Here is a 13,651-nt window from a genome sequence, read left to right as displayed (position 1 = left end):
TTTATCCGCTACAATTAGGGAGGTATGAAGTCCCGCACAACTTAAACTTAGGAGGAATCCAATATGTATATCGCCAATCCTGAACGCTATGACACGATGAAATATAACCGCACCGGACGCAGCGGCCTGCTGCTGCCGGCCATCTCCCTCGGGCTGTGGCATAATTTCGGAGGCAATGATGTCTTCGAGAACGGCCGCGCTATGGTCCGCCGGGCGTTTGACTTAGGAATCACCCACTTCGACCTCGCTAATAACTACGGTCCGCCCGCCGGCTCTGCCGAAGAGAGCTTCGGGCAGATGCTGAAGAAGGATCTTGCCCCTTACCGCGATGAATTGATCATCTCCAGCAAAGCAGGATACTATATGTGGCCCGGCCCTTACGGTGAATGGGGCTCCAAGAAGTATCTCGTCTCCAGTCTGGATCAGAGCCTGAAGCGGATGGGGCTAGATTATGTAGACATCTACTACCACCACCGTCCAGATCCGAATACGCCGCTGGAAGAAACCATGTCTGCCCTCGACCTGCTGGTACGCCAGGGTAAGGCGCTGTACGTCGGCATCTCGAACTACAGACCGGAGGAAGCGCGTGAAGCCGCGCAGATTCTCCGCCGCCTAGGCACGCCGTGCTTGATCCATCAGCCGAACTATTCAATGATGTCGCGCTGGATTGAGGACGGCCTGCAGGATGTGCTGGAGGAAGAGGGCATCGGCACCATCGCCTTCTCCCCGCTGCAAAAGGGGATTCTGACCGACCGCTACCTGAACGGCATCGCAGCTGATTCCCGCGCAGCCGGTCCGAGTGTCTTCCTCTCGAAGAAGGAGCTCACGCCTGAGGTGCTTGCCAAGGTTGGCAAGCTGAACGAGATTGCGGCTGCACGCGGACAGAAGATGTCCCAGCTCGCCTTATCGTGGGTGCTGCGCGGCGGCAAGGTGACCTCTGCACTGATCGGGGCAAGCAAGATCAGCCAGATCGAGGATGCCGTAGCTTCACTGAATGCGCCTGAGCTAAGCGCGGAAGAGCTGGAGCAGATTGAGACAATTCTGCGCGGATAAGCCGGGGCGGATACTGCACCTGCCGAACCTACAGATCACAGATACCAGATCACAGATTATAGATTACAGATCCTAGATCACAGATATGACGGCAACCCTGCCCACCGCTCGCGGTGGTGCAGGGTTCTTTTTTTGTACAGATCTCCCTAACTAGTACATCATCAGAGCTAATCTTGTGAATATGACAATGATCAGATCTTATCACGCGAATGCTTCATTCCTGTAGCTAAACATCTGATGCTGTGCTAGCTAGAACAATAGCAATTGCATTTTGTACCATAGAATTCTCTAAAAATGGCTATCACCTAGGCTCTATTGTATTCTGTACAGTTGAATCTCGAGCAATGGCTATTTTTCACCTGAAATGCAACTTTCTGCTGTACGAAATACAGTAGAATCCCATTTCACAGCAAAATATGAGGTTTCCATTGCAGGAAATACAATCAGTTGGTTATTTGGTGCAATAGAACATTGGGTTGGCGGGAGAGCTTCAACTAATCAGTGCTTTATGGCGTGTAGTTCCAAGTAGACATTCAGGGATAGTTGCAGAATGTACACTTAAAAAAAGCGAAAAAGAAGGCTTGCCCCTTATAGCTGTAATCTGTACAACTAAATCTGCCCCAACGGGTGGAAACTCGGGAAAGCGGGGATTTTAAGTGTACGAAATACAGCTAAACGTATACTGGGGAGCAAACCAGGCGTTTTAGTTGTACAAAATACAATTAAGCCTATCGCCTATGAGTAGGTAAGCTACTCGGGGCGCTGCAACAAACGGTTTTCACTAATTTAAACCTGATGCTGTACCCGTTGAATCTTGAAGCAGTCCTGCCCGAGTGCTTACGGTGTGCCTGAATGCTATAATGAACTCATTCGTAACCATCAATAACTATCACTGCGTAACGAAAGGACATCCGATGAAGACTAACCGATTGGGGCAATCCGATTTACATGTAAGTGCCATGGGGCTTGGCTGCATGTCGCTGGGGACAGAGGAAGCGCAGGCCACCGCCATTATCCACGAAGCGCTCGAACGCGGAATCAACTTCCTGGATACCGCCGACCTCTACGATGAGGGCCGCAATGAGGAGATTGTCGGTCAGGCCATCCGGCACCGCCGCGCCGATGTGATCCTGGCGACCAAGGTGGGCAACCGCAGAATTCCCGGCAAGGAAGGCTGGAGCTGGGATGCCTCCAAGGCCTATATCCGCTCCGCTGTGAAGGAGAGCCTGCGCAGGCTGCAGACCGATTATATTGACCTGTATCAGCTGCACGGAGGAACGCTGGAGGATGATATCGATGAGACGATTGAAGCCTTCGAGGAGCTGAAGCGGGAAGGGGTTATCCGGCATTACGGCATCTCCTCCATCCGGCCGAATGTGATCAGGGAATATGTGCAGCGCTCCGGCATCGTCAGCGTGATGAGCCAGTATAGCATTCTCGACAGACGCCCGGAGGAGAGCATTCTTCCGCTGCTGGGCCGCGCAGGCATCAGCCTGATTGCGCGGGGGCCGCTGGCTAGCGGCATTCTGACCGATCATGGCCGCAGCAAGGCACAGCGGGCATACCTGGACTATACGGAGGCCGAGCTCACGTCCCTGCATGAGCAGCTGATGAGCCAGACCACCCTTACCCGGACGCTGACGCAGACCGCGCTGCAATATCCGCTGGCCGATCCGGCGGTAGCCGCCGTGATCCCGGGGGCCAGCAGCCTGGAGCAGCTGCGGCAGAATATGGCGGCTGCCCGCTCGCAGCCGCTCTCTGCACTGGAGCTTGAAGCTGTACGGGATTCCAGCAAGGCAGGACGGTATACTCTGCACGTGTAGAGCGACCTTACGGCTAACAGAAGAAGCTGTACGGAAACTGTAGGCATTACAGTCTCTGGACAGCTTCTTATTTTGCTTGGCTTCTTATTGTCTACCTATGAGCGCGATTCCTTGCCTTAACTATCCACGTAATCAATGCAGCCACAAATACCACTGCAGTAATGAGCCAGGTTAGCAGGAACGCCATGCCCAGCCCGATATTGGCATCCAGCGCTTCTCTTCTGCTCTCCAGAATCAGCATCACGGCCAGCGGCGCTCCGCTGGCTATCAGGAGAACCGTCATGCTGTAGCGGGCGAAATTCGTCCGCTTCTGAATAGCCGCGTATAAACACAGGTATGAAGCAATCAATAATACGAAGGATAATGCAGCTTCCCATTCCAGTCTAACCATCCTGTTATCACTCCTTCTCCATAGGAACCGGGGATTGCGTTATAGCATAGCAGCTGCGGCAGGCAGATGCAAATGACACTGCCGCTGAAGCAGCCTAGCCAAAAAACTGCGTAATATAGACCATCGCCAGCAGCCCGAAGATAAATGAATACGTCGAGGGCCGTTCAAAGCCGTGGCCATGGCTCTCCGGGATCAGCTCCTTATACACGATGAAGAGCATTGCCCCGGCTGCGAATGCCAGCCCGTATCCAACCACATTCTGTACATAGCTGGCTGTAAAATACCCGATCACAGCCGACACCATCTCCATCAGACCGGTCAACGCTGCTATCGTCAACGCCTTACGCCGGCTGGCGCGGGCATTCATGAGGAAGATTGCCAGAATCAGCCCTTCCGGCATATTCTGCGCGCCAATCGCAATCGCCACCATCGGGCCGAGGCTTGTCTGCTCGCTGGCATAGCTGAAGCCTGTGCTAAGCCCTTCGGGGATGTTATGAATGAACAGCGCAATCATGACGAGCAGCGCTTTGGAATCCAGATTGCTGAGGCCGGGCTTATTCTCCACATCGATATGCGGAATATGACTCTCGATCAGATCGAGCAGCAATACGCCGGTAATCAGCCCCAGTGTCAGCGCAGTAATACCCGATTCTCTGATTGCCTGCGGCATCAGCCCGAAGGTGCTTGCAGAGACCATGATCCCGGCCGTGAAGGCCACCAGCACATCCTTCCACAGCTCGGACAGCCGCCTTACGAACAGAATAGGAATAACGCCCAGCACCGTTGCCATGGCAGACAAAAAGCTGCCTAAAAGTGCACCCGCCAAATCTTCAACCCCTTTTGTGGACAGGACTATAGATTCAGCATATGCTCAAGGCAGCTATAAATAGACCCATAGTTCAGAGTCTCACATACCGACCCAGCCCTCTGTCTTCAAGCTCTGCCTTGGGGACGAACTGAAGGGCGGCAGAATAGATATGATAATGCTGCTTCGCCGGCTCCGGGCCGTCAAAGGTTAAATACCCCAGATAAGCTCCGCTTAACCTGCTGCGCAGCACGGTCCGCACCTGTCCGCCGCTGTAATCGGCTTCCCGCCGGATTATCCCCTCTTCCACCGGACCCGTGAAGCTGGGCCAGCCTGTCCCGGAGTCGAATTTGTCTGCCGAGCTGAACAGCGGATCACCGCTGATCACATCCGTATAGAGGCCTTCCTCGAAGTGGTCCCAATACGCATTCTGGTAGGCAGGCTCCGCGCCTTTGTTCTGGGTGACCTCATATTGCAGCTCTGTAAGCTGCCCCCGCAGCCGCTTCTTATCCTCACGGCTGTTCCAGTGCAGCGCTGTGAAGTCGTCACGGCCCGAGCCCTTCTGATACAGCTTATAATCCAGCGGATGGGTCCGGTAATACTGCTGATGCTCCGCTTCCGCCGGATAGAACGGCGCAGCCGGCAGGATGGGCGTCACAATCGGCGCCTTGAAGCGCTTGCTGGCCTTCAGCCTCTCCTTCGACAGCTCCGCCAGCTTCCGCTGCTCTTCATTGTGAACGAAGATCGCCGGAGCGTAAGAATGCCCCCGGTCCATGAACTGCCCGCCGTCATCCGTCGGATCGATCAGCTGCCAATAGATCTCCAGCAGCCGTTCATACGGGAACAGCTCCGGATCATAGACAATCTGCACCGCCTCCCGGTGCCCGGTAGCTTCCGACCCTACCTCTTCATAAGTCGGATTCTCCGTGTGCCCGCCTGTATAACCTGACACTACCGAGACGATGCCCGGCAGCTCGTCAAACGGCTTGACCATACACCAGAAGCAGCCGCCGGCGAAGGTCGCCAGCTGCAGCGTATCATTCGAAGTCAAACAGACCGCCTCCCTGCATGCTTTTCCCCTATTATATCTGAATATCCCGCTTCTCCAAAACGGACAGGGCGATGGTTAGAGCCAGCTGTTTCAGCTGGAGCTGGTGCTTTTTCATATTGAGAGAGATGAACGTGGCGGAGGACTAGTGTACGAGGGGAAATGATGCGCAGTGGGGCCTACTACTTCAGTTTCTTGCGCTCACGGCGGGGCTTGTGCCTATGGTTGCTGTCCCATAACTCTTTGTGCATCAAGCCTGCGAATACAAGCATTACCAGGGTCAGCACCAGCACATACTCCCGCAGGATATCGGATAAGCTGCCGGACAGGTTCAGCCCGAGAATAATGTTCAGCCTGCCCCAGAGCAGATTGAGACATAGCAGCGCTACCGCTCCGTAAGTTATCCACACACTGCGGAGATATAAATTATACGTACGCAAGGGGCCTCGTCCCATAAAATACCTGCTGTAACGGATAACATACGCGGTAAAAGCGATCAAGGCTATCATTTCCAGTGTAATCAGGATCAAGTCAATAATGTCCATGCAGATCATCTCCCCTTCTGCCTAAGCCCGTACGGTGCAGATCAATAAGCCTCTCTAGATCATTGGATTCATACGCCTCCTGAATTTGGCCCAGGGTCTCAATTTCCCGTTTGACCCGGCTGGGCTTCAGCTCGTGCTTGCGAAAGATATCGAGGAGCTTCACTTGTTGACGACCCCCTCATCATTAGGTTTTTTCTCCGCGGTTCCTCTCTCGATCAGCAGCTTCACGAGCGTACGGTTATATTCGCTAAGCTGCTTCTCATTCTCCTCATCCCGTTTCTGATAATTCTGAATCACTTTCTCTTTATTCGCAATTTGCTTAACACTCCAGATCAAGGCAGTAGATAACAGAACATTCAGCACGACCGAACCGTTGTTATCCACGAAAAGGCCAGTCAATGCACTGAAATCCATCTGTATCCCCCCATTTCCTAATGTAATCGGAACGGATTCGCGCCTTTACCCCTGTCCACATTTTTGGCGCAGTCCATTGCCGCCACTCTAACAGAATCACCCTCAAGCTAATCTACTCTAGCAATAGCCATTCTGATTGGGTTGTGCAGCAAAAAAAAACGGAGGACCCGGCGCCCCCGCAGCTTCATTAAAGTTCACATAAAGAAAACCAAACTGACAAAGAAAAACTCTAAGTCAGCTTGGTTTGTATTCGTTTGTATTCATTTAAATTTCAATTCAGCTCATTAAACCTTTCGAGCATCGTGGCAACCTCCGCTCGGGTAGCAAGACCCGAAGGATTGATAGTTAAATCCGTGTTGCCCTTCATAATGCCCTTGGACACAGCCCAAGCAACGGACTCTTTGGCATAGCCTGAAATTTGATTGGCATCTTTGAAGCTCAGGCTTGAATTTTTAGCTTGAAGGCCAACACCTTTAACCTTTGCGTATCTATGCAGCATAACAGCAATTTGCTCACGGGTGATGGCCTCATTGGGAGCGAATTTACCCTTATCATACCCGTTAACAATGTTCTTTTGATTGGCCCAAATCACCGGATTTGAATACCAGCGGCCACTTAGAACATCAGAGAATACACTCACAAATGTAACATCCGGTTTATTCTCCATACGATAGATTACAGTGGCCAGCATGGCACGGCTCATCTTCCCGGAGGGTGAGAATTCCGTTTCAGAGGTTCCCGTGAATAGTCCCTTGTTGTACACATACCTTACAGAAGAATAGAACCAATCGTCATGTGCTATATCTGTAAAAGGAGTTTTTCTCGCAAAGGTAACAACCACAAGGGTGTCACGGCTAACCTCTGGAATGGTGTAAATGTCATGGCCTATAAATTTCTCACCGTTGACAAAGATATATTCGGTTTCAAACCCTTCATCCGGAATCATTCGGATGGTGGCAGAGGTTGTTGCACGAATGGTTTGGACTTCAAAGCCCTCGGCAATTTTGCCATTTCCGCCTTTAACCGAAGCTTTAACGGAATAGTAAAGATCCACTGCGGTGCTATCGGCTGTGGTATTGCCGGCCGGAGCAGCCCAACGTTTCGGACCGGTAATTTTGGAGTTTTCGAAATCGGAAACGCCCTTGCTAAGCTTTTCGATAGCCTCAGAGATTTCCGAAGCCAGCGCGTCCTTGTTATTAAAAACAGCCTCAGCCTCGGCAATCACAGCTCTCAATGTTTGCGCGGATTTGGTTGGATACCAATGATCCGGGTAATAGATGTTTTTGGGATTATCCGCAATCGTCACTGAAGCAAGTAAAGCTTTTGCAGCAACAATGTTTTCATATAACAGAGATTTTGAGGCATCCTTTACTCCATCGCCCACAATGATTGGCACAGCTTCAACCGGTTCAATATACCGGTGTGTCGCATCTTTGTTGGTTAGAATGAAGCCGCTTGAAGAAAGGCTGAACGTGCCGCTATTTTTAGCTTGAAATACAGCCGTTCCGATATTTTTCAGTATGGCATCCTCTGTTCCTTTCGCGGTCATATCCAGATAAACATAGTTGATGGCACCATCGGAAACTTTCATTGAAATGTCCTTTTCCATCTTCACACCGGTATTTTCCAGTACATAAGAATCAAACTGCAGCTTTCCCTGAAAGCCATATACCGGTGCCCTTCCGGCACCAGTATAGGCAAGACTAAGCTTAACCAGTATTTTTTCCCCGACTTCAAATGATGATTTCGGGGAACCCGAGCTGTCCGTTACGGTGATGCCCACACGATAACTAAGGTCTGCCGCATCATTTGCGCCGTAGGCATAGGATGGTAGAACAGCCCCTAGAAGCATGATGCACAAAATAACTTTTAAGTATTTGATCATCTTTGAAGTGCCTCCATTAGGGTGAGCTGCGCATCTACAATGTCAACAACGCCGTCACCGTTGGTATCAGCTCTCATCCAATTTTCTACTGAACTAAAGCCGTTGTAAACATTGTCTAAAATAGCGTTCAATGTTGCCAAAACATCGACTTTATCAATCGCACCGCTACCATCGGTATCTCCTCGCAGAAGAACAGGAGATTTCACCGTTGGTTCAAAACCAAGCTTGGCTGTTAATTGCTCGCCTGTGACAATCTCCTTTGAAGCACCAATATAGGCTTTCTTGAGATTGTCATATAACAGAGTTTGTTTGTTGCCGCCAATCACAACCGTTGCCTTGCCCATGTTCATTTCAGTGTATATGGCGTACAACGAGAACCCTTGTGTCTGACGAACCTCATAACGGTAACCATAATCTTTTACATGAATTTTGATTACGTCTGACAGTTCTTTATAGACCGTCTTCCCGTTCTGGCCTTCAAAAGCAGACAGTCTGTAACTAACCTTGATGGCCGTTTCGCCTGGAGCTAATGCTTCAATGGTCCCATTTTGTGAAAGTCTGATGATGTTCTGATTATACAGAACGTCCCACACAACGTCTTCTGCCTTTAGAACGGTACCGTCCACTGTGCGGAGAGCTTTAACCGAAAGCGCCGTTGCCCCGCCTATGCCAAGCTCAATCGAATCAGGCTGATCCTCGGAGCCCTCCAGGTCAGAGATTAGCTTGATGCCTTCATACTCTGACAGAACACGATTCACAAGATACACTGGAACAACCGTTTCGTTACCGGCATCATCAACCGCTGTAAGCATCAGGGTTTGGTTCGGGTCCTCGCTTGAGGCCTTACGATTGACAACGAAGGTTCCGTCCGGACTGATAACAATTCCGTCTGAAGTGCCGTCTAACGTTAATGTTGCGGATGGATCTGTTAGACCACGGAAGCTGTAGCTTGAGTCTGCGCCAACAAAAACAACCTGATTGCTGACAGTGTTATCAACGTTTTCCTTATCAAGGCTGGTTTGAACATCTTCATCAAGGAGTAACGCAGGTGCTTTTGTATCAACAGTAAATCCAATAGCCCCTGATGAGCGGCTGCCTTGGAGGGTGTCACGGTTTTCAGCAACCGCTATGAAGTCAACCAGTTGCTGGCCGTCTTCAAGATTTTCTTCAAATGACCAGACCTTCTTAAATTCTTGAGGCGTATTTTTATCTTCGGTGTTAAGATTTAAGGTCATTTTCACAGGTCTGTCGAAGGTGTACGTCGCCTTGAATTGGTTAGTGTTTAAGTAATAGAGATCCTGTGATCTGTCAATGTTTGTCTCAACGCTTACAAGCTGAGGCTTATCCGTTGAAGGCATAACAAAGCCTGGCGATGATGCAAATTCGGTTGAACGGTAATATTCCGCCTGTGTAAGAGCAGACTCCACAATTCTAACCGCCTGCACTTTAACAAAATAAGTCTTGCCTTCCTCTAATAGAGGCCGGTTGGTTTGGTTCTCTAATGGTTTGAGGATGATGTCACTGCCCACTTTAAATTGACCAAAGGAATTCTCGACCTCATCCCCATCCTCGTCTTGGATCGCCACAAGATAATGTGTTGCAGTGTCGTCACTTCCCGTTATGCTAACCTTCACATATCCGTCACCGCTGTAGACCGCAGACACAGATTTAGGGTTTTGAGGGAGCAATGGATTGGTAAAAGTGAAGGTTGAGGCAGTGATTTTCTTGCTCATTCCGCCTTGATGGTTAACAAGCATTGCAACCACGTGATATTTCCCTTCAGGAAAGGACTCAGGAAGCGTGAACACATGAGAACCTGATTCAATTTCATCTAACTCCAGGTTACCGATACTAATTAATGATGAAGTATCTTGAATGTTAGAAGATTCGATGGCTTTCATGACGGACGGGTCCTTCGTGACATAGACATTAAGTGCACCCGAATATTGGCCCTGCTTGTCCGTAGTCCAGGAAACGTTAAGTTCACGGCTTGTATTGGTGCTGGTAGAAGCACTAACTCCTGTCAGCTCGGGCATATAGTCAACACTGTTTACTGCAAAGCTGTCTATATAAACATCAGGTGTTGAAACTGAAACGGACCAGTTCCCCGCAACAATCAGAGAGGGGTCAGTGACTGAAATGTACAAATAATTCGTGCCGTCTAAAGATTGAACAAGATAGTTTCCGTTGCCCTTGTTATCGTCTTCAACCATGGTCAATCTTTTGCCATTTGGATTGGTGACATTGATTTCTGAGGCAGAAGGCTTGATTAAACCGCGAAGCGGAATTTCAAAGAGAAGTGCATCCTTTGTTGCCGGGTTAATCTCTTTGGTAACCCCATTTCCGGCCCTTGTCTTAGCGACGGCCTCCGTATTCAGTCTTCTCATATTCGTTCCATAGATCATGGTGGTAGGCACAAGGTTGCCGCTCTCGTCCAGCGCTTCCGAGTGAACATAGTGAACGGCGTCTCCTCTTGAAGAGAGGTCGATGGACCCGCCAAAGCTTAGGTCACCGTTCCAATAATAGATAAAGCCCAGCTTCACCCCAATGACCTTAAAGTTTGCACCCACAAAGTCAGAGGAGACGGCTGCCTCAACGCCTGCGATCTCCTTGCCCCCGAGCAGCGGGATGGAGTCTGGAATGAACAGCCCTGCATACACATAACCATAAAAATAATCTTCCGTAATTTTAATCGTGATCCCGCCACGAATGGCTCCGGCATGAATACTGATGCTGCCGAAGGCATTAAGCTGAAACGGCGAGATCCATTGAACATTCATTCCCGCTTGAATATTAAGCAGCCTTCCCTCTTCATCTTTCTCCAAGTGGCCGCTGCCTTCTATGGCAAGACCGGATAGCTTCGCATCCAGCTTAAAGTCACCTACAATAATGGCATTAATTAATAGCCTTGTTTGAAGATGGATGGTAAGGGGTGGAAGTTCGCCTGCCGGTTCTCCGGCAACGGTGTCTGCAAGGTTTGAGATTCCTCCGCCAAGGCCTGTGATAAATACATAAGGTGCAACCACAGGAACCTTCATTGTGGATGGCGCCAAAAAGAAGGTGAGCTTGTCCAGCATCATTTTGGGCACGGAGTTAATAGGCACCTTTTTGAGGGCCAATGACCCTTCTACTTCCAGCATGGTAACAGAAACACCGGCATCAATACTATAAATATCTTCAATGGTGTTAATGGTTATATCCGCTTTAACACCGGCTTCGTTTCCTACTAACGGGCCTAATATATCTTTGGGCAGAGCTACTGAGAGTGTTGTGTTAATGCCAACAAAACCAATCTCGCTGTCTTTACTTCCATAGAGAACATCTTGAACGTCCGCTGTGAGCGAGCCTTTATAATCATAATGCTCCTCACCCTTCGATGGATCAGCAGCTTTTAAAGGCATTGAAATTCTTCCGCCAAAGCTAATTCCGAAATCATCGTCGTCCCGGGTCATAACACCGTATTTAATATTGATCAAAAAACCTGCAATATTTTGCAGCATATAACCGGCATCTCCGAGCTGAAGTTCAAAGGCCTCAGCAGTCTTCCCGGCAACAGCCTCCCGGTTCAGCGTATATTTGGTTCCATTGCTGGCTTCAAAATGCCACTTATTATGCCAAATATTAATCGAGTTGATCACTTTGACGGTACCATCGCCTTCCAGCTTGGCCCCCTTGCTGTCAACGGTCATCTTAAGGGCTTCGGTGCTGTCATAGGTCAAGATGCTGTTGATGGTAATGTCGCCATCTGCCGGGCTGGCAGAGTAATATTTTTCCGTCCCTGTATCCATAAGTCTGATTTTTCCGCGAAGGGTCAACAGAATTTCTGTTTCGTCTTCTTTAAAGGCTATTCCTTTGTGAAGAATGCCGTCTTTGCTCACGCCGCCGGCTATAAATTTCTTCATTACGTCTTCGTTTGTAAAACTGATATAGTCATATAACTGTCTGTGGTTTGCAGCATCTGTGAACCGGACCAGCGAAACAATACCGTAGCTTGCACTTTTATCCGCTAAATTACTGGTAACGTCCACTGTAGTTGCTGCTTTAATTTTGGTACCGAAGGCATCGATCAGCTGTTGATTTGTAAATCTGAATTCAATGTCATACTTTCCAACCGCCAACGTCTGATTCGTTGAGAACGCAAGCGTTTGGCCTTCATCAATAAAGCTTATTTTTCTTTTGTCAATCAGAGCTGCCTCAACGCTTGAGGATGCAACAAGGTACAGACTCCATCCGTCACTTCCCGAAAGGGCCTCCATCAAAACCTTCATATCGCCAGAAACGGTAAGGTTTTTGTCGCCTTCATAATAAACGGCCGCCGGGAAAACATGCTTCATTGAAACCTCCGGGAGCTTTCCTTCCACTGCTGGAATCAAAATGTTTGTGTTGGCACTGTAGTCAACCACTTTATGGGTCTTAGCATCAATAATTTCTGTGGCGTTTAGCGAAACGACCAGACGTTTTGACGTAATCATAGACTGAGTCTCTGCAATAATGTCAACATCCGGAATATTAAATACCGTTCCAATGTTAAGACCGCCCGAAATCTTCACCGTGTATTCCCGTGTATTCGTGGCTGCAAACACAAGCCCCTCTTCGAGGCTAAGCTTTACAATGGGTTCTATAAGTTCTTTTGCTCCGGAGACACTATTGTCAATGACTACATTTGCTTTAAAAACACCATTGTTTTCATAAGCCTTTTTGTCGTTAGCTAAGTATACATTTCCGGTTTGAATCCCTATGGATACATGCTCCTTTTGGGTTTGTTCAGCAAAGCTGCCGATCCCATAGAGCATTTCAGAAATTCTGACTTGACCCGGCTCAATGGATTTTTCATTCCAATAATAGGCCGTTGCCGTGTCAGGAACCAAGTACCGGTTGGAATAATTAGTAAAGTCAACACTGGGGTTTGGTGTGTACTCGTATCTGGTGTTTGCAAGATTAATCCAGTGTCCGACAATCACTTTATCAACGTTGACATCCTTGTTGCCGCTCCAGCCGGACAAGAGGGCATAAGCCGTCTTGCTCGAAGCGGACAGAGAATCAACATATCTAATTTGCTGCGGAAGGTTGTCACCGCTATATTCGGTTTCAACGATTGTCGGCTGCGACGGGTCAACCAGCACATAAGGTGCGTCGATCTCTGAACCCAGCGCGTTGTCCAGAAGAAGCCGAATCCCCACCGTTCCGGCCGTGGCATTGTTATTTTTCACATCATATGAGATACCAATGTTACCCGTCCTTGAATTGTTAGGGTCGATTGAAATGGACACCTTTTGTGTTATGGTATAGCCCTTAATGTCCCATGCAATGGTTAAAAGCCTGTTTTGCTCTGAAACGACAGGTTCATGAAGCTTGGTATCGATTCCGAACCAGCCGTATTCCTGACCGAAAATAAAATCCTTTCCGTCGATACGGACGGTTGTAAAGGATGTTCCGTTGCTCCTTGCCGCATCTTCCTTATACAGAAGCGGAAGATTGTTATCAAACGCTTTTTGCGGATGACCGTCAATGGTTTCGATGGAGAAGCCACCCGTTTTTGAATTAATTGAATATTTCATAAATTCGTTCGCAATGGAATAATCCGCATTACTGCTGTCAGCATGAACAGGGAAACTTGCAAAGGTGAAAAGCATGGGTAGAATAATAGCTGCAGCTATGCTGCGTTTCATTGTTCTATAGAACGTCAT

Annotated in this window: 10 protein-coding genes; 2 read left to right on the top strand and 8 right to left on the bottom strand. The window is 49.0% G+C overall.

What is annotated here, in order from left to right; translation table 11 throughout:
- The first annotated feature begins 63 nt into the window (after window positions 1-63).
- Both MKX51_RS03970 and MKX51_RS03965 read left to right on the top strand, forming a co-directional pair.
- Window positions 64-1,053: an aldo/keto reductase gene (locus MKX51_RS03970; RefSeq protein ID WP_340991275.1), complete on the top strand. Its 990-nt coding sequence runs from the start codon at window positions 64-66 to the stop codon at window positions 1,051-1,053.
- A gap of 914 nt (window positions 1,054-1,967) precedes the next feature.
- Window positions 1,968-2,876: an aldo/keto reductase gene (locus MKX51_RS03965; protein ID WP_340991274.1), complete on the top strand. Its 909-nt coding sequence runs from the start codon at window positions 1,968-1,970 to the stop codon at window positions 2,874-2,876.
- Window positions 2,877-2,967: 91 nt separating this feature from the next.
- Here the strand turns inward: MKX51_RS03965 and MKX51_RS03960 are convergent, their stop codons facing one another.
- The 8 genes from MKX51_RS03960 to MKX51_RS03925 all read right to left on the bottom strand — a co-directional run bounded on the left by MKX51_RS03960 (window position 2,968) and on the right by MKX51_RS03925 (window position 13,651).
- Entirely contained in the window at window positions 2,968-3,267 is a 300-nt protein-coding gene (locus MKX51_RS03960; RefSeq protein ID WP_340991273.1) for a hypothetical protein, read from the bottom strand.
- A gap of 94 nt (window positions 3,268-3,361) precedes the next feature.
- On the bottom strand, window positions 3,362-4,093 hold the full coding sequence (locus MKX51_RS03955; protein WP_340943704.1) for a ZIP family metal transporter: 732 nt from the start codon (window positions 4,091-4,093) through the stop codon (window positions 3,362-3,364).
- Between the two features lie 73 nt (window positions 4,094-4,166).
- Window positions 4,167-5,123 (bottom strand): peptide-methionine (S)-S-oxide reductase MsrA, encoded by a 957-nt coding sequence (msrA, locus tag MKX51_RS03950; RefSeq protein WP_340991272.1) that lies wholly within the window; start codon window positions 5,121-5,123, stop codon window positions 4,167-4,169.
- Window positions 5,124-5,302: 179 nt separating this feature from the next.
- Window positions 5,303-5,665 (bottom strand): hypothetical protein, encoded by a 363-nt coding sequence (locus tag MKX51_RS03945; protein ID WP_340943706.1) that lies wholly within the window; start codon window positions 5,663-5,665, stop codon window positions 5,303-5,305.
- Entirely contained in the window at window positions 5,652-5,828 is a 177-nt protein-coding gene (locus tag MKX51_RS03940; protein ID WP_155991288.1) for a hypothetical protein, read from the bottom strand. Before MKX51_RS03940 ends, MKX51_RS03945 begins: the two co-directional genes overlap by 14 nt.
- Window positions 5,825-6,079: a hypothetical protein gene (locus MKX51_RS03935; RefSeq protein WP_340943708.1), complete on the bottom strand. Its 255-nt coding sequence runs from the start codon at window positions 6,077-6,079 to the stop codon at window positions 5,825-5,827. Before MKX51_RS03935 ends, MKX51_RS03940 begins: the two co-directional genes overlap by 4 nt.
- Before the next feature lie 271 nt (window positions 6,080-6,350).
- Entirely contained in the window at window positions 6,351-7,964 is a 1,614-nt protein-coding gene (locus tag MKX51_RS03930; protein WP_340991271.1) for an S-layer homology domain-containing protein, read from the bottom strand.
- A complete protein-coding gene (locus MKX51_RS03925) occupies window positions 7,961-13,651 on the bottom strand; it encodes a dockerin type I domain-containing protein (RefSeq protein WP_340991270.1) in 5,691 nt (1,896 codons plus the stop codon). The genes MKX51_RS03930 and MKX51_RS03925 overlap by 4 nt, the downstream gene beginning before the upstream one ends.

This window comes from Paenibacillus sp. FSL M7-0420 (assembly GCF_038002345.1).
Lineage (GTDB): Bacteria > Bacillota > Bacilli > Paenibacillales > Paenibacillaceae > Paenibacillus_AQ.
This window is presented reverse-complemented; position numbering and strand designations above follow the sequence as displayed.